At 64.5% G+C, this 24,575-nt stretch carries 21 protein-coding genes; 6 read left to right on the top strand and 15 right to left on the bottom strand.

Going from position 1 to position 24,575, the window contains the following annotated elements; genetic code table 11:
- Positions 1-194: 194 nt before the first annotated feature.
- The 5 genes from pheS (at position 195) to QZ564_RS14875 (ending at position 6,898) form a co-directional block, all read left to right on the top strand.
- A complete protein-coding gene (pheS, locus tag QZ564_RS14895) occupies positions 195-1,325 on the top strand; it encodes a phenylalanine--tRNA ligase subunit alpha (protein ID WP_297111602.1) in 1,131 nt (376 codons plus the stop codon).
- A gap of 1 nt (position 1,326) precedes the next feature.
- Positions 1,327-1,953: a hypothetical protein gene (locus QZ564_RS14890; RefSeq protein WP_297111599.1), complete on the top strand. Its 627-nt coding sequence runs from the start codon at positions 1,327-1,329 to the stop codon at positions 1,951-1,953.
- Complete coding sequence (locus tag QZ564_RS19220) at positions 1,953-2,990, top strand: ASCH domain-containing protein (protein WP_363312266.1); 1,038 nt, start codon at positions 1,953-1,955, stop codon at positions 2,988-2,990. The genes QZ564_RS14890 and QZ564_RS19220 overlap by 1 nt, the downstream gene beginning before the upstream one ends.
- Before the next feature lie 12 nt (positions 2,991-3,002).
- Positions 3,003-5,423: a phenylalanine--tRNA ligase subunit beta gene (gene pheT, locus QZ564_RS14880; protein WP_297111596.1), complete on the top strand. Its 2,421-nt coding sequence runs from the start codon at positions 3,003-3,005 to the stop codon at positions 5,421-5,423.
- A 185-nt stretch (positions 5,424-5,608) separates the two neighbouring features.
- Positions 5,609-6,898, top strand: a complete 1,290-nt coding sequence (locus QZ564_RS14875) for a folylpolyglutamate synthase/dihydrofolate synthase family protein (protein ID WP_297111593.1) — start codon at positions 5,609-5,611, stop codon at positions 6,896-6,898.
- Between the two features lie 55 nt (positions 6,899-6,953).
- Here QZ564_RS14875 and QZ564_RS14870 read toward each other — a convergent pair whose 3' ends face one another.
- Positions 6,954-8,627 (bottom strand): glycoside hydrolase family 3 N-terminal domain-containing protein, encoded by a 1,674-nt coding sequence (locus tag QZ564_RS14870; RefSeq protein WP_297111591.1) that lies wholly within the window; start codon positions 8,625-8,627, stop codon positions 6,954-6,956.
- Between the two features lie 148 nt (positions 8,628-8,775).
- On the opposite strand from QZ564_RS14870, the gene QZ564_RS14865 reads away from it, so the two are divergent.
- Positions 8,776-9,573 (top strand): alpha/beta hydrolase, encoded by a 798-nt coding sequence (locus QZ564_RS14865; RefSeq protein WP_297111588.1) that lies wholly within the window; start codon positions 8,776-8,778, stop codon positions 9,571-9,573.
- Between the two features lie 4 nt (positions 9,574-9,577).
- Here QZ564_RS14865 and trxA (QZ564_RS14860) read toward each other — a convergent pair whose 3' ends face one another.
- The 14 genes from trxA (QZ564_RS14860) to QZ564_RS14795 form a co-directional block, all read right to left on the bottom strand.
- On the bottom strand, positions 9,578-9,901 hold the full coding sequence (gene trxA / locus QZ564_RS14860; protein ID WP_297111585.1) for a thioredoxin: 324 nt from the start codon (positions 9,899-9,901) through the stop codon (positions 9,578-9,580).
- A 177-nt stretch (positions 9,902-10,078) separates the two neighbouring features.
- Positions 10,079-10,402, bottom strand: coding sequence for a thioredoxin (trxA, locus tag QZ564_RS14855; RefSeq protein ID WP_297111605.1), 324 nt, complete (start codon positions 10,400-10,402; stop codon positions 10,079-10,081).
- 168 nt (positions 10,403-10,570) lie between these two features.
- Entirely contained in the window at positions 10,571-13,999 is a 3,429-nt protein-coding gene (addA, locus tag QZ564_RS14850; protein WP_297111582.1) for a double-strand break repair helicase AddA, read from the bottom strand.
- On the bottom strand, positions 13,996-17,019 hold the full coding sequence (addB, locus tag QZ564_RS14845; RefSeq protein WP_297111580.1) for a double-strand break repair protein AddB: 3,024 nt from the start codon (positions 17,017-17,019) through the stop codon (positions 13,996-13,998). Before addB ends, addA begins: the two co-directional genes overlap by 4 nt.
- Positions 17,016-17,708 (bottom strand): nucleotidyltransferase family protein, encoded by a 693-nt coding sequence (locus QZ564_RS14840; protein ID WP_297111577.1) that lies wholly within the window; start codon positions 17,706-17,708, stop codon positions 17,016-17,018. The genes addB and QZ564_RS14840 overlap by 4 nt, the downstream gene beginning before the upstream one ends.
- Before the next feature lie 58 nt (positions 17,709-17,766).
- Positions 17,767-18,747 (bottom strand): acetyl-CoA carboxylase, carboxyltransferase subunit beta, encoded by a 981-nt coding sequence (gene accD / locus QZ564_RS14835; protein WP_297111575.1) that lies wholly within the window; start codon positions 18,745-18,747, stop codon positions 17,767-17,769.
- A 112-nt stretch (positions 18,748-18,859) separates the two neighbouring features.
- The gene (gene trpA, locus QZ564_RS14830; protein WP_297111573.1) at positions 18,860-19,684 is read right to left on the bottom strand and encodes a tryptophan synthase subunit alpha; all 825 of its coding nucleotides are present in this window, start codon (positions 19,682-19,684) and stop codon (positions 18,860-18,862) included.
- Entirely contained in the window at positions 19,684-20,898 is a 1,215-nt protein-coding gene (gene trpB, locus QZ564_RS14825; protein ID WP_297111571.1) for a tryptophan synthase subunit beta, read from the bottom strand. Before trpB ends, trpA begins: the two co-directional genes overlap by 1 nt.
- 45 nt (positions 20,899-20,943) lie before the next feature.
- A complete protein-coding gene (locus QZ564_RS14820) occupies positions 20,944-21,591 on the bottom strand; it encodes a phosphoribosylanthranilate isomerase (RefSeq protein ID WP_297111569.1) in 648 nt (215 codons plus the stop codon).
- A 57-nt stretch (positions 21,592-21,648) separates the two neighbouring features.
- Entirely contained in the window at positions 21,649-22,011 is a 363-nt protein-coding gene (locus QZ564_RS14815; protein ID WP_297111566.1) for a lipopolysaccharide assembly protein LapA domain-containing protein, read from the bottom strand.
- 54 nt (positions 22,012-22,065) lie between these two features.
- Entirely contained in the window at positions 22,066-22,347 is a 282-nt protein-coding gene (locus tag QZ564_RS14810; protein WP_035099264.1) for an integration host factor subunit beta, read from the bottom strand.
- A 39-nt stretch (positions 22,348-22,386) separates the two neighbouring features.
- Complete coding sequence (gene sppA, locus QZ564_RS14805; RefSeq protein ID WP_297111562.1) at positions 22,387-23,316, bottom strand: signal peptide peptidase SppA; 930 nt, start codon at positions 23,314-23,316, stop codon at positions 22,387-22,389.
- A gap of 73 nt (positions 23,317-23,389) precedes the next feature.
- Positions 23,390-23,899: a GNAT family N-acetyltransferase gene (locus QZ564_RS14800; RefSeq protein WP_297111558.1), complete on the bottom strand. Its 510-nt coding sequence runs from the start codon at positions 23,897-23,899 to the stop codon at positions 23,390-23,392.
- 72 nt (positions 23,900-23,971) lie between these two features.
- A partial coding sequence (locus QZ564_RS14795; RefSeq protein WP_297111555.1) for a S1 RNA-binding domain-containing protein occupies positions 23,972-24,575 on the bottom strand: 604 nt, incomplete at its 5' end.

Below are 24,575 nucleotides of genomic sequence, written 5' to 3'. Positions count from 1 at the left end.
GGTCGTCAAGGCCAAGGAAGCGCTGGCATATCTGGAAAGCGTGGACACCGTGACCCACGCCCGCGTCACCGCTTAAAACCTACCAGCTCCGCTGAGGTCAAAAATTGCGCCTTGCGCCGCCCGGAAGGGCTGGCGCAGGGCGTTTTGTTTTGGTCTAACACCGCCCGCAAGTCCGTCCGAATTCGAGAACAAAAATGTCCCTGGAAGCCCAGATAGAAACCCTGCGCAGCGAACTGTCCGCAGCCATTGCTGCCGCCGACAATGAAGCGGCGCTCGACGCCGTCCGCGTAGGCGCCCTGGGCAAGAAGGGCTCGGTCTCGGCCCTGCTGGCCACGCTCGGCTCCATGGCGCCGGAAGAGCGCAAATCGGCCGGGCCGGCCATCAATGGGCTGAAGAACGAGATCGCCGGGCTGATCGAAACGCGCAGCGGCGGATTGAAGGCCGCAGCGCTCGAAGCCCGGCTGGCCGCCGAAACCGTGGACGTCACCCTGCCGCTCAAGCCGGCCCCCACAGCGCGCGGCCGCATCCACCCGATTTCCCAGACCATCGACGAAATCACCGCCATCTTCTCGGACATGGGGTTCTCCATCGCCGAAGGGCCCGACATCGAGACAGACTATTTCAATTTCACCGCGCTCAACTTCCCTGAAGGCCATCCGGCGCGCGAAATGCACGACACCTTTTTCATGAAGCCCGGCCCGGACGGGGTGAAGAAAGTGCTGCGCACGCACACCTCGCCGGTGCAGGTGCGCGTCATGCAAAAGACCAATGAAAAGCCGGCCGCGCCCTATATCACCCCGGCCATGGACCCGCCGATCCGCGTGGTCATGCCCGGCCGAACCTATCGCAATGATAGTGACCAGACCCACACGCCCATGTTCCACCAGGTGGAAGGCCTTGTCATCGACAAGTCCTCCCATATCGGCCAGCTGCGCTGGGTGCTCGAAGAGTTCCTGAAAGCGTTCTTCGAAGTACCGAGCGTGACCCTGCGCTTCCGCCCGAGCTTTTTCCCCTTCACCGAGCCCTCGATGGAAGTGGACGTGCAATGCGACCGCTCCGGCTCGGAGGTGAAGATCGGCGAGGGCAATGACTGGCTCGAAATCCTCGGCTGCGGCATGGTGCACCCCAATGTCATCCGCAATGCGGGTCTCGACCCCGATGTCTACCAGGGCTTTGCCTGGGGCATCGGCATCGATCGCATCGCCATGCTCAAATATGGCATGCCGGACCTGCGCGCCTTCTTCGACGCCGACCAGCGCTGGCTGGACCATTACGGATTTAGGCCCCTCGACCTGCCGACGCTGTTTGGGGGGTTGAGCAGCTGACATGGAACTGACTAGCCTCGCCATTTCTGCCGCGGCTTTGGTGGTCTCGGCCACGACATTTTGGTTTACGGTCTTGCGTCGTGGCACGGTTAAGATGACCAAACCAACGCAGGTAGGAATCGGGTTCGGCGACAACGGCAAGAAGAACCAAGTATTTGTTCGAGCTCTGATGTTTGCGACATCAAAGCGTGGAGCAGTTCTGGAAAACATGTTTGCGCGAGTGCGCGCAGGTGAGCGCTCACAGACATTCTCGGTGTGGGTCTATGGGGAACCGAAGTCGATGCTTCGCGGGGCAGGTTTGGTTGTGCCAGAGACTGGAATCGCCGCCAATTTTCACTTCCTGCTACGACCCGATGAACCTGACTTCCAATTGGCTCCGGCCACTTACAAAATTGAGGTGTTTGGTAGGCTGCTGGGACAAACAGGTGAGCAACTTCTGTCCACAAGTGAAATCGCTGTGTCGTCGGGGCTCATAGGGGCGGCCCAAGATCGCGTTGGACTACAATTTGATTGGGCTCCTGACACCGATGCATATGTCGGCCATGTCGCAAAAAGACAAATGGTCATCGACCCAAAGGACGTGGCTGAATTTATTAGCACCTTCGGAACTGAGCCAGGTAGGCAGTAATGGCCACCGCCACCGATACCAAAGCGCCGATCCGCTTCAGCTTCGGGGATTCCCCGGAGCTGGCTGACCGTCTGCTTACGCTGGTGTTGGCGGGCAAGAAGACCGCGACCTGTGGCGCGCTGCGCGACATTGGCGCAAACGAACCCATGCCGGAAGTCGGGCGGCGCGATGTGGTGCTCAATGGAGCCGGCGAAGAGGCCTGCGTCATCGAAACGACCTTCGTCGAGGTGAAACGCTTCGACGATATCGACCCCTCTTTCACCGATCTCGAAGGCGAGGGGCCTTATGCCGAATGGCGGGCTGGGCACGAGGCCTTTTTCGCCCGCAATGGCGGCTTTTCGCCCGACATGGAGATTGTCTGCGAAACCTTCCGGCTAGTGACGGTGCTGCCGGCGGGGCGCGAGGTCTATAATCGCGTTGCCAAGCCGATCTTCATCGTCACCGATATTGAGAGCGATGGGCCGACCCCACTGCACAATTCGATGCTGAGCTTTGCCTCGGTGGCCATCGAGGCCGACGGCACACGCCATGGCGAGTTCGAAGCCGTGCTGACGCCCCGCGCCGACCGCACCACCAATGAAACCACCATGGCCTGGTGGGCGACGCAGCCAGAAGCGTGGCAAGCCGCTACCGAGGGCGCCGAGGACCCGGCAATCGTCATGCCGCGCTTTGCCGACTGGGTGGAAAGCCTGCCCGGCCCAAAGGTCTTCGTGGCCGCGCCGATGATTTTTGATGGTCTCTGGATGGACCATTATCTCGACGAATATGCCGGCACCCGCGCCCTCTCTGGCCCCTTCAAGGGGCGCCAGATATTCCGGGGCGGCGGCATCTGCCTCTACACCATGGCCGGAACCTTGCGCGGCGCGCCCTATCTCGACTGGGGCATGAGCAAGCTGCCGGCCGAGTTCTACGGCCACATCCCCCACACACATCGCGCCATCGACGACGCGCGCGGCTTTGCCAATGTGCTGGTCGAACTCCTCAAACTCTCTTCTGCGCTGCCGCCGATCCAAGGCAGCAAAAGCGACTTCCGCTAAGGACCGAAAGACATGAAATTCACGCTCGACTGGCTCAAGGAACACCTTGAAACCACCGCTTCGGCCGAGGAGATCGGCAAGGCCCTGACCATGATCGGTCTCGAGGTGGAGGGCATTGAAAGCCAGGGCAAGGCGCTCGAAGCCTTTGTCACCGCCCATGTGGTTTCCGCCGAGCAGCATCCCAACGCCGACAAGCTGCGTGTATGTAAAGTCGATGCCGGCACGGGCGAGCTGATCGATGTCGTTTGCGGCGCCCCCAATGCCCGCACCGGGTTGAAGTCGGTGTTCGCTTTCCCCGGCACCTATATTCCGGGCAAGGACATGACCATCGGCAAGGGCAATATCCGCGGTCAGGTGTCGAACGGCATGCTCTGCTCCAATGCCGAGTTGGAGCTGAGCGAAGACCATGACGGCATTATCGAACTGCCCGAGGATGCGCCGATCGGCATGAAATATGTCGACTATGCCGGCATGGATGGCGTGGTGTTCGACATTTCCATTACCCCCAATCGCGGTGACGCCACCGGCGTCTATGGTGTAGCGCGCGATCTCGCCGCCTTTGGCCTCGGCACGCTGAAGAGCACCGATTTCTCGCCGGTTGCGTCCAAGGGCAAAAGCCCGATCGCGCCCCTGCCGCATCAATTTTCGGCTGATGAGCCCAAGGCGATCCGCAAATTTGCCGGGCGCTATTTGAAGGGCATCAAGAACGGCCCATCGCCCGATTGGCTGCAGCAGCGCCTGCGCGCGGTGGGCCTGAGGCCCATCAACACCGTGGTCGATATCACCAATCTGGTCTCGCTCGGCTGGGGCCGGCCGCTGCACGCCTATGACGCGGACAAGGTCGAGGGCCAGATGGTGCTGCGCAATGCGCGTGGCGAGGCCTTCGATGCGCTGGACAACAAGGTCTACACGCTCGACGAAACCATGACCGTCATCGCCGATGACAAGGGCCCACTCTGTCTCGGCGGCATCATGGGCGGTATCCGCTCGGGCGTCACCGATGAGACCACCAATGTCTTCATGGAATGCGCCAGCTGGGATCCGGACCTGATCGCCCAGTCCGGCCGCAAGACCGGCATTGTATCCGATGCCCGCTATCGCCTCGAGCGCTCTGTCGATCCGGCCCTGACCGAGCCCGGCATGGAACTGGCGACCCGCCTCGTGCTGGAGCTGTGCGGCGGCGAGCCGATGGAGCCGGCCACTTCGGGCGAGGATGTGTTCCCCGATACGGTCGTCGAGTTCCCGCTGTCCGAAGTCAAGCGCCTGACGGGGCTCGACGTTTCCGCAGACCGCATCGCGGACATTCTATCCCGTCTCGGCTTTGCCATGGACGGCACCGGCCCGATGCGTTCGGTAAAAGTACCGAGCTGGCGCCCGGACGTGACGCAGAAGGCGGACCTCGTGGAAGAAGTCATGCGCATGGTGGGCGTCGACAATGTGCCGGTGGAACCCCTGCCGCGCCTCACCCATGTCGCCCCGCGCATGCTGACCACCATCCAGAACCGCCGCCGCATCGCTCGCAGGGCCTTGGCCGCACGCGGGTTGGACGAGGCGGTGACCTGGAGCTTCATCTCCCATGAGGACGCCACCCGCTTCGGCGGTGGCAGCGAAGACCGGCAATTGGCCAATGCCATTGCCTCGGACATGACCGACATGCGCCCCTCGCTGCTGCCGGGCCTCATCGCCGGGGCGCGCCGTAACGCCAATCGCGGCTTTGCCGATGTGGCGCTGTTCGAGGTGGGGCAGATCTTCCTTTCGGACCAGCCGGAAGGCCAGCATACTTATGCCTCGGGCGTCCGCACCGGCACGGCAACGCTCAACGGCGCCGGCCGTCACTGGTCGGGCAAGGCGGAGGCCGTCGGCGTCTGGGATGCCAAGGCCGACCTTGCCGCGGTGCTCGACGCCCTGGGTGTCGATATCGAAAAGGTGCAGGTCCTGCCCGAGCCGGCCAGTTGGAGCCATCCGGGGCGCGGCGGGCGTATTGCTCTTGGGCCCAAGGTGACTCTGGGCTGGTTCGGTGAACTGCACCCGGCGCTGAGTGCCGAACTCGACATTGAAGGCCCCGTGGCGGCGTTCGAGATCGATCTTGATGCCATTCCCGAGCCCCGCAAGAAACCCACCAGGACCAAGCCTGCCTTGGATCTGAGCCCCTTCCAGCCGGTGTCGCGCGACTTCGCCTTTGTCATGGATCGCGGCGTCAGTGCCGCTTCCATCCTCAAGGCCGCCCGCGGCGCCGACAAGGCGCTGATCAAGGACGTTGGTATTTTCGACGTTTTCGAAGGCAGCCATGTGGGCGAGGGCAAGAAGTCGGTGGCCATCGAGGTGATATTGCAGCCCAAGGACAAGACGCTGACCGACGAGGAGATTGACAAGGTCTCGGCAGCGGTTGTGGCGGCGGTCACCAAGACGACCGGTGGAGAGCTGCGGAAGTAGCTGCTCCTCCGTCACCCTCCCCATCGCGGGGAGGGTAGCGGCGCTAGGCCGGCGGCCGTAGCAAAGCGAGGGAGGGGGCAACGAGCACCGACTGCATGGCGCACCCCCTCACAACCTCCGCCGTCAAAGGGGGAGGTGCCGGGCCGGCGGTAGATCCGGCAACGCGCCCATTTTGGGGAATAAGAATGTCCCGCACCGACGCCATTCTCAAGCGCCTCAGCCAGCTTCATCCCAAGCTGATCGACCTCAGCCTCGATCGCATGCTGCCGCTGCTCGAAAAATTCGGCAATCCGCAGGACCGCCTGCCGCCGGTCATTCATGTGGCCGGGACCAATGCCAAGGGTTCGACCATCGCCTATCTGCGCGCCTTTCTCGAAGCGGCGGGCAAGCGGGTCCATGTCTATAATTCCCCCCATCTGGTGCGCTTCAATGAGCGTATCCGGCTGGCGGGCAAGCTGGTCGGCACCCGCAGGCTCAATGCCGCACTCGAAGAAGTCGAAGCGGCCAATGGGGGCGCTCCGATCACCTTTTTCGAGGTGACGACCGTCACCGCTTTCAAGCTTTTCGCCGAAACCCCGGCCGATTTTCTGCTGCTCGAAACCGGCATGGGCGGCACCTATGACACCACCAATGTGGTCAGCCACCCGCTGGGGACCATCATCACCCCCATTGACTACGATCATCAGGGATTCCTGGGCAATTCGCTGGGCGAGATCGCCGCGAACAAGGCGGGCATCCTCAAGCGCGGCTCAAGGGCGGTGATGGGCATTCAGCATGAGGAGGCGCGCGCCGTTCTCGACAGGGCCGCGCGGCGGCTGGCCATCACGCCGATCTGGCAGAATGAGGATTTCCACGGCTCTGATCAGGATGGACGGCTGGTCTATCAGGACGAGGACGGCCTCCTCGACCTGCCGCCCCCGGCTCTGCCCGGCCCGCACCAGTTCGACAACGCGGCCCTGGCCATCGCGGCAACGCGCCATTTCGGCCTGCCCATCAATGAGAGGGCCCTTGCAGAAGGGTTGAGGCGGGTCACCTGGCCCGCCCGCATGCAGCCCCTCCGCACCGGCAGGCTGCGCGACCTGCTGTCTCCCGGACACGAACTCTGGCTCGATGGCGGCCACAATCCACATGGCGCGGCGGCCCTGGCCCGCACCATTGCCGCTATGCCGGAAAAGCCGCTGGTGCTGATCATGGGCATGATGAACAACCGTGCCCCGGAAGTCTTTCTCGAAACCTTCCGCGATCTGCATCCGGCGCAGATCCTTGCGCTGACCATTCCCGGTGAACCCAATGCCCATAAGGGCGAGGACATCGCCGCGCGCGCCCGCGCCCAGCGTTTCCCGGCCAAGGCCGCGCGCTCGGTTGCTTCGGCTCTAAGGGAGGCAGCAAAGATAGACCATGCCCGCGTCTTGATCTGCGGTTCGCTTTATCTTGCGGGCGATGTGCTGGCGAAGAACGGAACACGGCCGGACTAGGATATGCCTGTTCTTCTGCCCGAGGGGGAGAGGAATAGATCCGTATCCGGCCTCCTCAGTACTTCGCCTGCTCGCTGCCGCAAAACGCGTCCACCGGGCTCCTGCCGGCAAAGGGTGCCCGCCCCATCAGGCATTCGACCACTGCCGCCTGCATATCCTCATTGGACCCATAGGCGTTGACATAGGTGGGCACCCGCGGCGCGTCGTAGAGATAGAATGGGAAGCCCAGCGACACCATGAGCGTGGGTACATCATGCCAGTAGCGTTTCATGGCGCCGAACACCGAGCCGGTCAGCGCCCGCCAGTTGAGGAAGATACGTTGCCGTGTCAGCAGCGTTTCCTCGGCGAGCAGGTAAAGCACCAGGTCAAAGTCCTTCGGATTGACCTGCAGATCGGGCGTATATTCGGTGACCTCGAAGCCTTCCTGGCGCAGCAGGTCCGGCAGGGAGAGCGGCAGCGGCTCCGGGGCGAAAGGCTGGACGGCACCCGTCGAGAAGATCAGCACCCGTCTGTGCTTGGCCAGCTTGAGCGGCAGCAGATTGGCGACGTCCTTGACCAGCGTCGGCACCTTGGCCGTGGCGGAGCGGGCGGTATCGCGGCTCCTGGTGCGCCCAAGGACCGCCTGGGCGGTATCAAGCGCCGGTTCGGGTCGGTCGGGCTTGTGAAGGCCCAGAGCCGCCTTGAGGGCGAGCACGCGGGTGACGGCCTCGTCTACCCGCTCCTGGCTCAAACGCCCATCGGCAACGGCCTTGACCAGATACATCAGGTCCGCATTGGGGTCGTCGGAGAAGAGGATCACATCGCAGCCTGAAATTACGCATTGCGGCACGGTTTCGGCGCGCGGCCCCCAATCGCCGAAACCGGCCATGGGGGTGGCGTCGGAAACGATCAGCCCATTGAAGCCCAGCCGCTCGCGCAGCAGGGTCTGGTTGAGCACGGCGCTCTGCGTGGCCGGGCGGTAGGCCTCGGCGCCCGCTTCAGGATCGAGTTCGCGCACAAAGGCGGGAAAGGCGATATGGGCGGACATGACACTCATCACGCCGGCCGTGATGGCGGCGCGATAGAGCCGGCCATAGCTCTTTTCCCATTCGTCCAGCGTCAGCGGGTTGACCGTTGTCACCAGATGCTGGTCGCGATCGTCAAAGCCTTCGCCTGGCCAGTGCTTCACCGTGGCGGCGACGCCCTTGGCCTGGAATGCTGCGATCTGCGCCAGGGCATGGCGCTCGATGCGCTCGACGTCGTCGCCATAGGATCGGGTCCCGACAATGGCGCTGCGCCAGGCCTTGTTGATGTCGATAACCGGGGTAAAGCTCCAGTTGAGCCCCACCGCTCGAGCCTCCTCGGCCATAATGGTAGAGATGGCGGTGGTGGTCTCCACATCGTCGATAGCAGCCAGGCCCAGCGGATTGGGCACTTCGGTGCCGAAGGGCAGGCTCATGCGGCTGCCCTCGAGATCGGCGCTGACCGTCATGGGCACGGGGCCAGCACTATCGATCTGCCGCATCAGCGCGATCTCGCTGCCCAGCTCGCCGGTGAAGATGCGGGTGATGCCGCCGGGCTTGAAACTGCGAATGGTCTCCAGGGCCGCATCCGGGGCCTCGCGCGAGAGCAGCACGAAGAGCTGGGCCAGCTTGTCGCGCGGGCTCAGCCGGTCGCGGGTTTCATGCACCCAGGCCACCGCCTCATCGTCGAGGTTGAACGGGGCAGCGGTCAAGTCGATGGCGGCCAAGGGCGGGCTCCTCGTCTTTTTCTCATTCTTGTTGTCCAATGCTTATCAGCAGCAAAGGGACCGGAACAAGGCAAGTCCGGTACGAGCCTGTCGAAAGCGGCTTGGGCTGTTCGTCGTATCGGCATTGCCTGCAGACGGGAGGACGGCCATGGCCAGCGTAACATCAAGGGACGGTACACAAATCGGCTACGAGACAGTCGGGGATGGTCCCCTGCTCATCTGCGTCGCCGGCGCCACGCAATATCGCGCCATTGACCAGGAGGGGACGCCCAGGCTCGCCCGGCTGCTGTCGCCGGATTTCACGGTGCTGATCCATGATCGCCGCGGACGTGGAGAGTCCAGTGATACGCGACCCTATGCTGTGGCGCGCGAGGTCGAGGACATTGCCGCGCTGACAGCGGCGCATGGGGGCCGCGCCAGCCTGTTCGGCATGTCCTCGGGCGCCGTGCTGGCGGTCGAAGCCGCCGCTGCGCTGGAGGGGGCCATTGAAAGCCTGGTGCTCTATGAGCCTCCCGTCGATCCGGCCCGAAGCGCCCAGGACTACCAGCGCGATCATGCCGCCATGGCGGCCCTGGCCGAGCAGGGGCGCGCCGAGCAGATGCTGGTGGAATTTCTTGAGGATGTGATGCCGCCCGAGGCGCTGGAGGGGTTCAGGCAGTCACCGGCCTGGCCGGCCTATGCGGCGGTGGGCCTGACCATTGCACACGACTATCGGGTGCTGGCCGATGCGCGGCAAGGTGATGCACCGCCGGCGCGCTGGTCCGCCATCACCGCCCCGGCTCTGGTGGTGGATGGCGACCAGAGCTTTGATTTCATGAAGGCTGGCGCCGACTGGGTGGCCTCCGGCCTGCCGCGCGCGCAGCGGCGCACGTTGTCCGGTCAGGACCACGGCTATGATCCGGAGGTCCTGGCGCCGGTGATCAGCTCGTTTCTCAAGAAGCGGTGAAGGCTCAGGCGGCGTGCTGTTCCAGCCATTTGATCAATTGCACCCGGCTCTGCCCGGCGCCGACCTTGTGGTCCACCGGCTGGCCGTTCTTGAAGATCATCAGTGTGGGCATGGCCCGCACATTGTACTGAACGGTGATGCCGGGATTGGCGTCCACGTCCAGCTTGACGATCTTGACGCTGTCGGCCAGTTCTCCAGACAAGGCTTCAAGGGTCGGTTCCATGGCCTTGCAAGGGCCGCACCATTCGGCCCAGAAGTCCACCAGCACCGGCTTGTCCGCGCCCAGCACTTCTGCGGAAAAATTGCTGTCCGTCACAGTGAGCGTCATCGTTTTTCTCCATCGGCAGATGGCGATGATAGTAGGCGCCAGGACCGCTGGAGCAAAGGCATGGAATTGCAGCGCGCCGCGACCCGGGAGATCGCTTTGCCTCAAGCCCCGGCCTCATAAACAAAAACACCGCCGGAGCGCTCCGGCGGTGTCTTGCTAACCTTTAGTCGGTCAGGCTCAGGCCGCGTGGCCTTCCAACCATTTGGTGAGGCCCGCCTTGGGGGTGCCGGCGCCGATCTTCATGTCAGCAGCCTCGCCACCCTTGAACAGGATCATGGTGGGGATGGAGCGCACGCCATATTGGGCCGCAATGCCCGGGTTTTCGTCGACATTGAGCTTGACGATCTTCACCTTGCCCTCAAGCTCGGAGGAAAGCTCGTCCAGAACCGGTGCGATAGCCCGGCAGGGGCCACACCATTCAGCCCAGAAATCGACCAGAACGGGTTCGCTGGAGCTCAGGACTTCCTGGCCAAATGTGGCTTCGGAAACGGCTTTGGTCATGGTTTTCATGCCTTTTGTACTTCTGCGGCTGACACGCAGGCCCAAGACCCGGGCGATGCGACGCGCTTTCGTATGTCAGATCCGGACGCTGGCCACTGGCACTGGTCCGAAAACGGCGGTCTGTTTGCCCCCAAAGCTGGTGAGAGTCCAGCCTTGCGGCAAGTCAGATCACCGCAGGGTGAAGTCCGCCCGGGCCGCCTCGAGCAGTCCGTTCGGCAATTTCATCAATGATTCCAACTCTGTCCACAGGATTGCCGCACGCACCGGCTGTCCGGGGAAAAGCTGACCTGCAACCAACGCATACAATCCTAGCTGGGTGAGATAGTTCCCCGGCACGCCGTCCGCTCCTTCCGGAACCGTCGTGTCGGACTTGTAATCCACCACCAGCACGCCCGAGTCGTCAACCACCACCCTATCGATGCGCCCGTCCAGCCAAATGTCCCGCCCCTGCCGCCGCGCCTTTACGCGGAACGGCACTTCGGCACGGCTCTGCGGTCCGAACAGATCGGCAAGCTCGGCATTGACAAGGATGGACTGGACCCTGCGACCGATCCGTTCATGGTTTTCCGGTGCCTCGGGCAACAGGGTTTCCAGGGCCCGGGGGACCACGAACGGGCGCTCGGCTTCCGGCACCCGCACAAGGTGCTGGAGCAGCGCATGCAACGCCAGCCCCTCGCGCCGGGCTGCCTCGGCATCGCGCAGCGCTTCAGCCTTGGTCGCAAGGGCACCGGATTTCGGCGTTGCTATGGCAGCATAGGACGGCGCCACCGTTTCGATCTTGTCTGGCGCGGGAACCGGTGAAAGCTCCAGGGCCGCCGCCGCGAGCGGTCGCGTCCCAGTCTCGGGCCGGAAGCGGGACTGCGCCGGCGCCGGGAACACCCGTTCAACCACTTCACCGGCGGCATCGACCACAGGTTGCGCCGCCTCGCCCAGCCCCGATTCTATGGCGTCATACCATGAGCCGGTGACGCCGCCCTTGAGCCCCACCGGCCCGGTGACATAGAGCTCGTCCTCGGCGCGCGTCATGGCCACATAGAGACGGCGCCAATATTCCTGATCTAGGGTCGCATCGATCTCCTGGCGCAGTTGCGCGGTGGCTGGCACATGCTGGCTGCGCGAGGGCGCATGAAGCAGCAGCGGACCTGGCTCTTCGGCAAGCACATAGACCGGCCGCGCCGTCTGGCTCGGACTGGGTTTGCCCGTGGCATCGGCCAGGATCACGATCGGCGCTTCCAGCCCCTTGGCGCCATGCACCGTCATCACACGCACGCCACCGCCGCTCTCGGCCAGCTCGCGCTTGATGGTCACGGCGCGCCGCCGCATCTCGGCGGCAAAGCCCTGCAGCGAGGGCTGCGGACCCTGCTCATGGGTCAGCGCCAGATCCAGCAGCTCGGACAAGACGTCATCAACCTCGGTGCCCAAGCGCGTGTGGAAGCGCTTCAGCCCGCCTTCGGCATAGAGCACCCCGGCCAGAAACTCGAACGGCCGTTCCATATCCAGGGCGGCGCGCCAGCGCCCGAGCCTGTCCGCTGCCAGTGCTGCCGGCCCGTCCGCCGCTGCAAACAAGGCCGACCACAGGGTCTGACCGGCCGGCCGTGGATGGGCGAGCGCGAACAGGTCATCTTCGGAGAGATCGAAGAGTGGCGAGCGCAGCAAGGCGGCCAGTTGCAGGTCGTCGGCCGGATTGAGCAGCACATCGATCAGGGCGATCAGGTCGAGCACGGCGATATGGCCGGTCACCGCCAGCCGGTCGGCTCCGGGGGTCGGCAATTTTTCGCCCCGCAAGGCGCGGATGATTTCCTGGAACAGGGCACCGCGCTTCTGTACCAGGATCAGCACATCGTCCGGCCGCACCGCCCGGTTGCGCTCGCCCAACAGGCGCCCCTTATCGATCCAGCGGCGGATTTCGCGGGCAATGCGCTGCGCGACGCGCCGATTGGCGCTCTGTTCGGCCTCGACCGGCTCGCGTGGCCACTGGCTGGCGTCACGCTCTGTCCGCTCTTCCTGCACCGGGGGCCACAGTGTCACCGTGCCGCCCGGCTGGCTGCGGGCCGGCTGGTGGATGACTTTCTCATCCGCCAGCAAGGCCAGTTGGATATCGGGGCGGTCGCAGACCCGGTCCACCGCATCCAATATACCCTTGAGGGTCCGGAAGCTGGTGTGCAGCCGCACATTGCGGAATGGCTTTTCGGCCTCCAGGGCCCGCCGCGCCATGACGCGGCCGGTGGCGCCAAACAGCACCGGTTGAGCCCCCTGAAAGGAGTAGATGGACTGCTTCTGGTCGCCCACCGCAAAGACCGAGCGTGGCCGGCTGACGGCCCCTGCACCGGCGAAGAACTCTTCGGCCAGCGCATTGACCACGCGCCATTGCTGGGCGTTGGTATCCTGGCTTTCATCGACCAGAATATGGTCGATGCCCGCATCGAGCTTGTACTGCACCCAGGGACCAAGGGCCTGGTTGGCGAACAGGTCACCAAGCTTTTCCACCAGGTCGTCAAAGTCGAGCAGGGCGTGCCGCCGCTTTTCCCGCTCATAGCGCGCGGCAATGGCGGCGACCACGCCCAGCACCGCCTCGCTCCGCTCCACCAGCAGCGCGCCATTGAGCTGCGCCTCCAGCTCGAACACGCGTGCGCGTTCCTGCTCCAGCAAGGGCTGCAACAGCGGCTTGGCCTTGCGCTGCTCGGCATTGAGCAGATTGGCGCGGGGCCGTTTCTCGCCGTCCTTCTCGGTCAGAAACAGGTCGCAGAGCTGACTGGCGCTCAACCGCGCCGGGTCGAGCCGCGCCACCAGGTCGATGAAGCGGCGGCCGGCCGGACTGGCATCAAAGCTCGACACGATTTCCTGCCAGACCGATATCGTCAGCGCAGTGCCTTCGGTGATCTGCCGGGCAATGTCGGTTGCCGATCCGCTCGCCCCGACCAGCCGGCGCAGGCGCTGTTTGGCCCCGGCGATGTCAGCCAGTACCGGTTTCAGCCTTGCCCCCTCGCTCAGGGCCGCGCCGATGGCCTCGGTGATGGCGTGATCGCTCAAAAGCCCGAACAGCGTTTCCACCGCCTCGGCATGTTCTCCGCCGCGCAGCCCCTCTGCCAGCACGCTTTCCCGCGCCGCCAGCAGCATCTGCCCCTGCCGGTCATCCTCGATGACGGCAAAGTCGAACGGCACCCCGGCTTCAATGGGAAAGCGATGCAGCACCGCCTCGCAAAAGGCGTGGATGGTGAGGATTCTGAGCCCGCCCGGCGTCTCCAGCGCCTTGGCAAACAGCGTCCGAGCGGCCTTAAGCTGTCCCGGTGCCGGTTCCTGGCCGGTCAGCGCCCGCAATTGCTTGCCGAGTTCGGTGGCATCTGCCACCGCCCAGGCGGCCAGTCGCTCCCCCACGCGCTTGCGCATTTCGGCCGCCGCGGCCTTGGTATAGGTGAGGCAGAGGATCGATTGCGGCGTCACTCCAGCCAGGAGCAGGCGCAGCACGCGGGTTGTGAGCACGAAGGTCTTGCCCGACCCGGCATTGGCCTCCACCCAGATCGAATAGTCCGGATTGCCGGCCAATGCTTGACTGGCGCTGGTATCGGCCGGGACGACCAAGTCGCCACGATCATTCATGGCTCCTCCTCCCCGTCGACCGCCGTCCACTCCGCCACTCGGGCCAAGTGATCATAGGCGCCGGCAAAACGCTGGGTCTTGAGCGGCAGCAGCCGGGCGGGCAGGGCTGTCTGGTGAAACAGAAAATAATCGATATGGCCCTGCACCCGCCGGAACACTTCTTGGGCGGCCTCCATCACGCTCATGCCATCTTCAGTGGTAAAGGCGCTCGGCTTGAAGGCATCGGGCCCCAAACCGATCTTGATATAGGTCAGCGCACTGGTGTCGGCCTGCGGAATGTCCTTGAGGCCCGCATTGAGCGCCATCATGGCCTCGATCGGCAATTGCGGCGCCTCGAAGGCCTTCATGGCTGCGGCACTGGGTGGCGATCCAGTTTTGAAATCCAGAATCTCCAGCGTCCCGTCATCGAGCAGATCGACGCGATCTGCCTGCCCGGTAATGGCGAAGGGTTCCCGCAGGCGCAGGTCCCAGCGGCCGGCCACCTCGGCATGGCGCTTGCGGACAAAGACGGCCCGGTCGCGCTCGAACTCCAGGAACTGCTCGGCTGCCGTAGCAAAGCGCCTCAGCCAGATGTCGCGGCGCTCGCCAATGGCCTCGAGGCCGGCAAACTCCTCGGCAGCGGTCACCATCAGCCGCTCCAGTGCCCCCGGGTCGGCCGGATCATGCTGTTCGAAGACGAAGCGCGCAAAGATCGCGTGGATAATGGTGCCGCGCTCGCGCGCGTCGGGATCTTCGCCCAGCCGGTCCAGCGGCCTGAGGTTGAGCACATATTTGGCATAAAGATCATAGGGCGAGCGCATCAGTGTCTCGACCTCGGTGACCGAGAGCTTGCGCGGCCGGGTTGCGACCGGTGGGTTGGGCTGGGGCCTCGGGGCCGCCTGGACCGCGTCCACCGCATCGATCTGTCGCGCCTGCTGGAGCCAGATATCGCCCCGGCCTCGCAAGGACTTTGCGGCATCTGCGCCGACAAAGGCGTCGAGCCGTTGCAGCAGGCGCGACGGCAGCGAGGGGCCGGCGCCAACCCGGTCCGCATAGGCCAGCACAATGGTTCCATTGCCCATCGCCTGGGCAAAGTCATGGGCGGCCAGGCCCTGCTGCCGTTCCGGCGGCTCAAGTCCGGCACCCAGCCGCATGCCGCGGCTCAGCCAGGGTCCCGGATCGGCCGCTTCGGGCCATTTGTCCTCATTGAGCGCCCCCAGGATCAGCACATCCGGGCTCATCAGACGGGCCTCGAGCTGCCCCCAGATGGCAATGTCCTGGCGGCGCTCCTCAAGGCCGGCAAAGCGCACCTCTATGCCGGTCATCAGCGCTGCCAGCACATCCTCCAGCCCCCGGGGCGGAAACACATGCCCTTCGCCTGACAGCGCCTGCATCTCCGCGACCCAGGCCTCGAACTCGGTGCGACCGGGCAGGGGGGCCTGGGGGCTGATGGCCGCCAGCGCCGCGCCCAGCGCCTTGGCCAGGGCCGAAGCGGGGAGTTCGCGCAGCTTCATCAGCGCCGATAGCGGCGTCAGGGCGGTTTCCAGGCGATCGAGCAGATCGCCAATTTCCGCGCCCCGCTGCGGCAAAAGCTGGCGTGCTGGATATTTGAGCTTGCCGGCAAGATGCGCCGCCAGCATGGCCCGGAGGCCGGCTACGCCCGGTGCGGGGCGCTGCCCGCGCAAAAGGCCGAGATCGATATCGTCGGCCAGCGCCACCACGGCCCCGCGGGACAACCCCAAGGTCGTGGCCCGGTTGCGCAGCACTGTCAGCAGATCCACTGGCGCGCAATCGGTCTGCACCAGGCTCAGCAATTGCCGCGCCAGCCGCCCGGCCGGGGCCAGGTAGAGCGGGGTGCCCGCGGCATCGTCGACCACGATGTCGAAGCGCTTGAGTTCGGCGGCTATGCGTCTGGCGAGATTGCGGTCCGGGGTCACAATGCCCACGGTTTGCCCCTTGGCCAGCACGGCGCGGCCGGCCAGGGCAATGGCGCGCGCCTCCTCGTCCTCATTGCGGGCGCGGATGATCGAGACCCCGTCCAGCGCCGTCTCCAGCGCGGCCGGGGAGAAGCGTTGCTCCGGCCACAGGGCAGTGCGCGCGGTCGGTGCCAGTGCCAGATTGACCAGCCCGGTCCGAGGATGATCGGCGCCGCACAATTCGATCACCTGGCCCACGCCGGCGCCGAAGCGCCGTAGCAAGAGCGTCAGACCGTATTGAGGATGGCCATGCGGATTGTCATCGGGATCGAGAAGCGCCTCGTGCATCTCCGGGGGCATCGCCATGTCGAGGCCGGGCAGTACCACAGCGCCGCGCGGCAGTCCGGCAATGGTTTGCAGCAGCCGCGCCGTGGCGGGGATGGAGCCCGTCGACCCTGCCGCGATCACCGGCCTGTCTCCATAGAGGAATGGCGCTGCCGCCACCCGCCGGTCCAGGCGCTTGCGACGCAACGCAGCCGGGTCGGCCCGCTCGTGCTGGGCCAACCAAGCCGGCCAGGCCGCTAGTGCGATGTCGAGAAACTGCAGTGTCTGCTGCCAGTAATTGCCCAGTTCCTGCGCCATTTCGGTACCCAGCGCGCGGATATCGGCGGCGCTGCGCTCCTCGATATGCAAATCGTCGATCAGCCGCCCCAGAGATTCGGCCATGGAGAAGATTTCGGCGGCCGTGGGCGGGGTCGAAAAGGCCTCGCGGCCCTGATCGGTGTGGGCCCAGCCGGCCACGAGCCGCGATAGGACCAGCCGCCTGTGCAGCGGCCCGGCCGGCTTTGGGTCTTTCTCGGCTTCGAAGGGCGGCAGGAAAGGCTCCTCGTCCGCCGCTTCGCCGCCGAAGGTCCGGAGGTCGGGCAGCATGCCGCCATAGTCGGGGTGCTCGGCAAAAGCCTCGGCCAGTTTGTCCAGCGCGCGGCGGGTGGGCAGGATGATGGTGACGTCGGACAGCCAGAACGGGCCTGTCCGGTCCCAGCCGCGCAAGAGCCGCCCATCCATCACTGCATCCACCAGGCATGGCAGGAACGGGGTATGTGGGGCGATGGAAAACAGCGTCATGCCGCAAGGGCCCGTTCGGCGGCCGCCAACCCGGCTGCGTCCCCGACATGGAACCAGGGCGCGTCGAGCACCACTCCTTTGAGGGTTTCGCGCTCCAGCGCCCTTTCGAACAACAGGTTCAGCGAGAAGGGGCCGTCCGGCGTCTCGGCGAAAAGGGCCCGGCCCATCAGCGCCACACCGCCATAGATGACCGGCGCCCCGTAATCGAGCGTAATCCGGCCCATCGGATCAAGGCAGAAGTCATGGCTGCGGGTAAAACCGCTGGCCCGGCCGGGCTGCACGCAGAGCAGCACTATGTCCGCATCCTCCCGATAGCGCTGCTGCATGCGCGCCAGTGGGGCGTCGCTGCCCAAAGGCCAGAAAGCATCCGTGTTCATCACCAGGAAGGGGTCTGAATGGAGCATGGGCAGCGCCGCCTTGACCCCGCCGCCGGTATCCAGCAGCACCTCCTCGCGGTTGACCTTCAGCAGGCCGCCGAAATGGGCCAGCAATTGGTCGGCACGGTAATGGGCATTGGCCACGAAGCGGCTCGCGCCCTCGGCCCGCGCATTGGCCATGATCCGTTCGATCAGCGGCACCCCGGCCACTGGCACCAGCGGCTTGGGCAGCGTCTCGGTGATCGGGCGCAACCGTGTGCCAAGGCCGGCGGCCAGCAACATCACATCGGGGAATCGGGCAGCAGCATTCATGCCCGGATAGAACAGTTGCGGACCGGACCTGTCCAGCCCGCACCTGTCCAGTCAGGCCTTACTCGGCGTGAGCAGCAGCGGCGGGGGGCTCGATGTCGTCATCGCCCTCTGCAGCCACGGCCGCCTCGCGCAGGCTGGTCTGCGCGGCAATCGCCTTGGGCTCACTGGCGCTGATGGCCTCATTGGGGGGCGCATTGGTCAGAATGGCGGCGAGCGAACCGATGGTGGAGCGCAGATTGTGCCGATGCACGACCATGTCCACCATGCCGTGGCTATAGAGATATTCCGAGCGCTGGAAGCCCTTGGGCAGTTTTTCGCGAATGGTCTGCTCGATCACGCGCTGGCCGGCAAAGCCGATCAAGGCGCCCGGCTCGGCGATATGCACGTCGCCGATCATGGCGTAGGAGGCGGTGACGCCACCGGTCGTCGGATTGGTCAGCACCACGAAGAAGGGCAGGCCGGCTTCGCGCAGGCGCAGCACTGCCACCGTGGTGCGGGCCATCTGCATCAGGCTCAGGATGCCTTCCTGCATGCGCGCGCCACCCGAGGACACGAACAGGATGAAGGGCGTCTTGAGCCGCGCGGCGGTTTCAATGCCGGTAATGATGCCCTGGCCGGCTGCCATGCCCAGCGAGCCGCCCATGAAGTCGAAGTCCTGGATGGCCACGGTCACGGGGCGCTCATAGAGCTTGCCGGTCGCAACAATCACCGAATCTTCGTGGCCAGTCTTGGCCCGGTTTTCCCTGAGGCGGTCGGTATAGCGCTTCTGGTCGCGGAATTTCAGCGGATCGACCGGCACCGAGGCTACCGGGACCAGGTCATACTTGCCATCGTCGAGGAAAGTCGCCAGCCGATCGGCAGGCTTGATCTTCATATGGTATCCCGAATTGGGCACCACCCACTGATTGGCCTCGAGATCGCGATAGAACACCATCTCGCCCGATTCCGGGTCCTTGACCCAAAGGTTTTCCGGCGTCTCCCGCTTGTTGGAGAGGAAGGAGCGGATTTTGGGGCGGACGAAATTGTCGATCCAGTTCATGGCGCGGCCTTTCGCGGTGATCTCGTTCGATCACGTAGTCGTCAATTGTGGCAATTCTTATCAGGCCCTGCGGCGAGCCGCAAAGCGCCTGATCCTATGCTTGTGGACAGCGTTAACCGCGTGCCCGCTTCACCCCGGCGGCGAGGTCGGCAACCAGATCGCTGACGGCCGCAACCGTTCGCTCCGTGGCCTTGCCATCATCCAGCGATTTGGCCACCGCATCGACCAGCACCGTGCCGACAACGACGCCGTCCGCATGCTTGCCGATCTCGGCGGCATCCTCGGCGGTCTTGATGCCGAAGCCCACGGCCACTGGCAGGTCGGTGTGGCTCTTGATGCGCTGGACCGCTTCGCCTACCGCGGCGCGCGACTTGATGGCAGCCCCGGTAATGCCGGTCATGGAGACGTAATAGACAAAGCCCGACGTGTTCTCGAGCACCACCGGCAGGCGCCGGTCATCGGTGGTCGGCGTAGTGAGGCGAATGAAGTTGAGCCCCGCCTTGAGCGCCGGGATGCACAATTCCTCATCCTCCTCGGCCGGCAGATCAACGATGATCAATCCATCCACCCCGGCCGCCTTCGCCGCGGCGATGAAGCGGTCAACGCCGAAAATGTAGATGGGATTATAGTAGCCCATCATCACGATGGGAGTGGTGTCGTCCTTGCGGCGGAACTCTTCGACCATGCCAAGCACGCCCAGCAGAGTCTGTCCGGCGGCCAGGGCCCGCTGTCCCGCCATCTGGATAACGACGCCATCGGCCATGGGATCGGAAAAGGGCAGGCCCAGTTCGATCACATCGGCCCCGGCCTGCGGCAGGGCGTTGAGAATGGCCTGGCTGGTCGCCAGGTCCGGGTCGCCGCCCATGACATAGGTAACGAGGGCGGGGCGGTTCTCGGCCTTGCACCGGGCAAAGCGCGCATCGATACGCGTGGTCATTATTTCAGCATTCCCAGATATTTGCCGACGCTTTCCACGTCCTTGTCGCCGCGGCCGGAGAGGCACAGTACCACTGATTGGTCCTTGTCCAGCGTGGGGGCCAGCTTGACCACCTGCGCCAGCCCGTGCGCGCTTTCCAGCGCCGGGATAATGCCTTCCATTTTCGTGCACAGCTGGAAGGCGTCCAGCGCCTCATTGTCGGTAATCGGCGCATAGGTCACGCGCTTGGTATCATGCAGCCAGGAGTGTTCCGGGCCGACGCCGGGATAATCGAGCCCGGCCGAAATGGAATGGCCTTCCAGGATCTGGCCGTCCGCATCCTGCAAGAGATAGGTCCGGTTGCCGTGCAGCACCCCGGGGCGCCCGCCGGTCATCGAGGCGGCGTGGCCATTGTCCACGTCAATGCCATGCCCGCCCGCCTCGGCGCCATAAAGGGCAACGTCCGGATCATCGAGGAAGGCGTGGAAAGTGCCGATGGCGTTCGAGCCACCACCCACGCAGGCCACCACCGCGTCCGGCAGTCTGCCCTCTGCCTCGCGGAACTGTTCCTTGAGCTCGGTGCCGATCACCGACTGAAAGTCGCGCACCATTTCCGGATAGGGGTGCGGGCCGGCGGCGGTGCCGATCAGGTAGTAGGTGGAGTCCACATTGGTGACCCAGTCGCGCAGGGCCTCGTTCATGGCGTCCTTGAGCGTGCCGGCGCCGGCCGTGACCGGCCGCACTTCGGCGCCCAGCATTTTCATGCGCAGCACATTTGGCATCTGCCGCTCAACATCGGTTGCGCCCATGAAGATGGTGCAGGGCAGATCGAACTTGGCGCAGACCGTGGCCGTGGCCACGCCATGCTGGCCGGCGCCGGTCTCGGCGATGACGCGGGTCTTGCCCATGCGCTTGGCGAGCAGGATTTGTCCCAGGCAATTATTGATCTTGTGGCTGCCGGTATGGTTGAGCTCTTCGCGCTTGAACCACACCTTGGCCCCGCCCAGATGTTGGGTCAGCCGCTCGGCAAAATAAAGTGGGCTGGGGCGCCCGGTATAGTGGATGGCCAGGTGCTTGAGTTCGGCCGCATAGGCCGGATCGGCCTTGGCGGCGCGATATTCGTGTTCCAGGTCCAGGATCAGCGGCATCAGCGTTTCGGCGACAAAGCGTCCGCCATAAATGCCGAAGCGTCCGTGCTCATCCGGCCCGTTGCGCAAAGAATTGGTGCGGTCCATGTGATCCTCTCGGCCAATGCCGAGAACATCCCCGGCATGCTTACTCTATACGGCCGCCCTGGCGTTGCGGATGAACGCCTCGATCAGCTGCTTGCTTTTGACGCCTGGCGCAGTCTCCAGTCCCGAGGACGCGTCGATCCCCATAGGCTTCACCTGCTTGATGGCTTGGGCCACATTGTCCGGCGTCAGGCCTCCGGAAAGCATGAAGGGGATGGATGGGTCAAGCGCTTCGAGCAGGCTCCAGTCGAAGCTCTCGCCCAGCCCCCCCGGCCGATCGGCCCCTTTGGGTGGTTTGGCGTCGAGCAGAACGCGGTCGGCAATCTCGGAAAAACCGGCGACCTGGGCAATGTCCTCGGCCGAACCGATGGGCAGTGCCTTGATGATCTCGACCCCGGCTTCGGCGCGGATGGCCTCCACCCGGTGCGGCGTTTCCGGGCCATGCAACTGGATCCAGTCCGGACCCAGCGCTGCCACTTCGGCCACGCAGCTATTGTCCGGATTGACCAGCACCACGCAGCTTTGGATGCGGCCGCGCGCCGCGGAAATCAGCCCGCCCAGCTCGTCGATCGAGACATGGCGCGGCGAGCGCGGAAAATGCATGAAGCCCACCATGTCCGCCCCGGCGGCAATGGTCGCGTCGAGCAGTTCATGGGTCTTGATGCCGCAGATTTTGACGATCAATGGATCGGTCATGATAGGGGGTGGCTCAAAGGGACGGAAAGACAGGTAGGAGCCGCACTGCGCCGTCCATCATCGCAGTTCCAGCAGATCGTCGACATCGGCCATGGGTCCCTTGCGGACCTCGCCGCTGCTTTTGCGCAGCGCGTCCAGCTCCTGGCTCAGATGCTGGGCCTCGCGCCGCCAGTGACGCTCGCGCCGGCGGTGCGGCGCCTGGGCAAACCAGCTCGCTGTACCGCCCAGCAGCACGCCGATGAGCAGGACAATATAGAGGACCACGAAAAGCGGGATGCCGTATCCCGGTGCCGTATTGTCCATGGGTGCGACGAAGGGATTGAGATTGACCACCACCAAATGGCGATTGGCCAGGGCGAAGGCAATCAGCAACCCGCACAGTGGCACCAGGACCAGCCAGCCGACGATTTTGTTGACCATTCGATCTTCCCGTGGAGCCAGCGGCTCCGGTCCTTTCCCCTGCGCCAGAAGGGACTACGAGCGGTTCAACCGCTCGCGGATTTCCTTGCCGGCCTTGAACTGGGGCACGTATTTCTCACCCACATCAACCTGTTCACCGGTGCGCGGGTTGCGGCCGACCCGGGCGGGACGGTTCTTCACCGAAAAGGCGCCGAAGCCCCGCAATTCCACGCGGTCGCCGCGCGCCATCGCGTCCCCGATCTCGTCCAGGATCGCATTGACGATGTTCTCGATGTCCCGTTGAAAAAGATGCGGGTTCTCCGCGGCGAGCTTCTCGACAAGTTCAGACTTGATCATCAAAGGCTCCGGTATCGACCCATTGCCCCTCCTCGGGGTCTATTCAACCTGCCAAAGCGAGACCAAACCGTCAAGCATCACAGGACCTTCGCTGGAAAGACCCAGGATCGAGCGGGCCGACGAGCCGATCAGATCGCCGATCCAGGAGAATTCCCCCGTTTCCTGAGGCCAGACGGTGACAATGGCGCTCTCCGGGTCGATGCCATGTTCGGCCTCCAGCCAGTCGAGGGCCTCATGCTCGCCGCCGATTGCGTCAATCAGTCCCGCCTCCACACCCACCCGTCCGGTCATGATGCGGCCATCGGCCAGGGCCAGGGTCTGCGCCCGGGTCAGGCCGCGCCGCTCTGCCACGATATCGACAAACCAGGCAAAGCTGTCCTCGACCAGCTCGCCGATCGAGACCCGTGGCGCGCCGGTCAGCGGTTCGTCGAAATCGGGCTCCGCCTTGAGAGGGCCCGATGCCACCTTGTCGAGATCGACGCCAATGGTGTCCAGCAGCTTGCCGGCATTGACATGCTGGTAGAGCACGCCGATGGAGCCGACGATGGAGAGGCGCCTGGCAAAGATGCGGTCCGTGGCGATGGCCGTCATATAGGCGGCCGAAGCCCCCAGCTCGTCGATGGTCGAAACCACTGGCTTGGCGGCCGAAAGCCGCCGCAGATCTTCATAAAGTTCTTCCCCGCCGGCGGTGGTCCCGCCGGGAGAATTAATGGCCACGATCACGGCCTTGACGGCATCATCGGCAATCAGCTCGTCGATCACTTTTGAGCGTGACGGGGCGGTGGCAATGGTGCCACCGATCACGATCCGGGCAATGCGATCGCCTTCGGGCAGGCCGGGCAGGGCGAAGCGTCCCACCAGTGCCAGCACCGCAACAACCGCCGCCAGCAGGGCCAGGATGCGCCACACCCCCCGCGAGCGGCGGAAGCGGTCGGCAGCAAGAATGTCATGATGCATCTGGTCGGTCACGGCGGCGTCTCCGGTCTTGCCTAGCAGGTAGCGGTGTCGCGCCCGGATGGCAAGGCGGGGACCATTGCTGGCTTTAGACCAACTGTTTGACCATATAGCGCGCCGCATCCTCATAGGCCTTGAGCTTGTCGGCCAGCTCGGGCCGCTCCTCGGCAACAAAACCCTGCTTTTCCCAGAACGCCACCGAGCCATTGACCGCCACCAGGCTCATGGTGGCAAAACCCATGGCCTGGGCGTGCTTGGTGAGCGCCGCGACGATCTGGCCAGCGGCGCCCACACCGCGCGTCAGCGGCAACAACGCCAGATCGTGGATGTAGTAGCTGTCGGCATCGGCGGGGAGCTGGCCCAGCAGCGTGTCGAGCGCGGGCAGGCTGCCCCGCTTCCAGGGATGGCTGAGGACATAGCCGGCCGGCTTTTCGCTGACTTCGAGTAGGTAGCAGCCATTGCGGTATAGCGTGAACTTCTCCGCCAGCACCGCCTCGGCCTCGAAAAAGCCCGGATGCACCTTATTGGCGATGTCGAACACGGCCTTGAAATCATAGCCGCTCATGGCGCGCCAGGCGACGTCGCGAAACTGGATCATCATCCAATCCTTATACGTGAAACGACCCGCACCATTGGCGCGGGTCGAAAGCTTCAAGATCGTGCTGACGCCTTACTTGGTGTCGCGATCCTTGAGGGCGGCGCCCAGGATGTCGCCGAGCGAAGCGCCCGAGTCCGAGGAACCGAAGTTGGCAACCGCTTCGCGCTCTTCGGCGATTTCCAGCGCCTTGATCGAGAGCTGGATGCGGCCGGTCTTGCGGTCGTACTGGGTGACGCGGGCATCGACCTTGTCGCCCTTGGCGAAGCGCTCGGGACGCTGGTCGTTGCGGTCGCGGCTGAGGTCGGCGCGGCGGATGAAGGCGGTCACATCGCTGTCGGCGATGCGCACTTCGATACCGCCATCGTTGACTTCAACGACTTCGGTGGTGACCACGGCGTTCTTGCGCAGACCCGAACCATCGGTGGAACCGGTATCGGCCAGGTCGTCAGCAGCAAGCTGCTTGATGCCGAGCGAGATGCGCTCCTTCTCGACATCGACGTCGAGCACCTTGGCCTTGACCATGTCGCCACGGTTGTAGTCGTCCAGAGCGACTTCGCCCGACTTCTGCCAATCGAGATCGGAGAGGTGAACCATGCCGTCCACATCGCCTTCCAGACCAATGAACAGGCCGAATTCGGTCTTGTTCTTGACTTCGCCTTCGATGGTGGAACCAACC

Source organism: uncultured Devosia sp., assembly GCF_913055165.1.
Lineage (GTDB): Bacteria > Pseudomonadota > Alphaproteobacteria > Rhizobiales > Devosiaceae > Devosia.
This window is presented reverse-complemented; position numbering and strand designations above follow the sequence as displayed.

Bases quoted from the DNA above. Each gene is read 5' to 3' on its own strand.
- QZ564_RS14810 (WP_035099264.1), bottom strand. From the start codon at position 22,347: ATGATCAAGTCTGAACTTGTCGAGAAGCTCGCCGCGGAGAACCCGCAT.
- QZ564_RS19220 (WP_363312266.1), top strand. From the start codon at position 1,953: ATGGCCACCGCCACCGATACCAAAGCGCCGATCCGCTTCAGCTTCGGG.
- QZ564_RS14840 (WP_297111577.1), bottom strand. From the start codon at position 17,708: ATGAATGCTGCTGCCCGATTCCCCGATGTGATGTTGCTGGCCGCCGGC.
- trxA (WP_297111585.1), bottom strand. From the start codon at position 9,901: ATGACGCTCACTGTGACGGACAGCAATTTTTCCGCAGAAGTGCTGGGC.
- QZ564_RS14865 (WP_297111588.1), top strand. From the start codon at position 8,776: ATGGCCAGCGTAACATCAAGGGACGGTACACAAATCGGCTACGAGACA.
- QZ564_RS14800 (WP_297111558.1), bottom strand. From the start codon at position 23,899: ATGATCCAGTTTCGCGACGTCGCCTGGCGCGCCATGAGCGGCTATGAT.
- QZ564_RS14820 (WP_297111569.1), bottom strand. From the start codon at position 21,591: ATGACCGATCCATTGATCGTCAAAATCTGCGGCATCAAGACCCATGAA.
- addB (WP_297111580.1), bottom strand. From the start codon at position 17,019: ATGACGCTGTTTTCCATCGCCCCACATACCCCGTTCCTGCCATGCCTG.
- QZ564_RS14815 (WP_297111566.1), bottom strand. From the start codon at position 22,011: ATGGTCAACAAAATCGTCGGCTGGCTGGTCCTGGTGCCACTGTGCGGG.
- addA (WP_297111582.1), bottom strand. From the start codon at position 13,999: ATGAATGATCGTGGCGACTTGGTCGTCCCGGCCGATACCAGCGCCAGT.
- pheS (WP_297111602.1), top strand. From the start codon at position 195: ATGTCCCTGGAAGCCCAGATAGAAACCCTGCGCAGCGAACTGTCCGCA.
- QZ564_RS14875 (WP_297111593.1), top strand. From the start codon at position 5,609: ATGTCCCGCACCGACGCCATTCTCAAGCGCCTCAGCCAGCTTCATCCC.
- trpA (WP_297111573.1), bottom strand. From the start codon at position 19,684: ATGACCACGCGTATCGATGCGCGCTTTGCCCGGTGCAAGGCCGAGAAC.
- trxA (WP_297111605.1), bottom strand. From the start codon at position 10,402: ATGACCAAAGCCGTTTCCGAAGCCACATTTGGCCAGGAAGTCCTGAGC.
- trpB (WP_297111571.1), bottom strand. From the start codon at position 20,898: ATGGACCGCACCAATTCTTTGCGCAACGGGCCGGATGAGCACGGACGC.
- accD (WP_297111575.1), bottom strand. From the start codon at position 18,747: ATGAACTGGATCGACAATTTCGTCCGCCCCAAAATCCGCTCCTTCCTC.
- pheT (WP_297111596.1), top strand. From the start codon at position 3,003: ATGAAATTCACGCTCGACTGGCTCAAGGAACACCTTGAAACCACCGCT.
- QZ564_RS14890 (WP_297111599.1), top strand. From the start codon at position 1,327: ATGGAACTGACTAGCCTCGCCATTTCTGCCGCGGCTTTGGTGGTCTCG.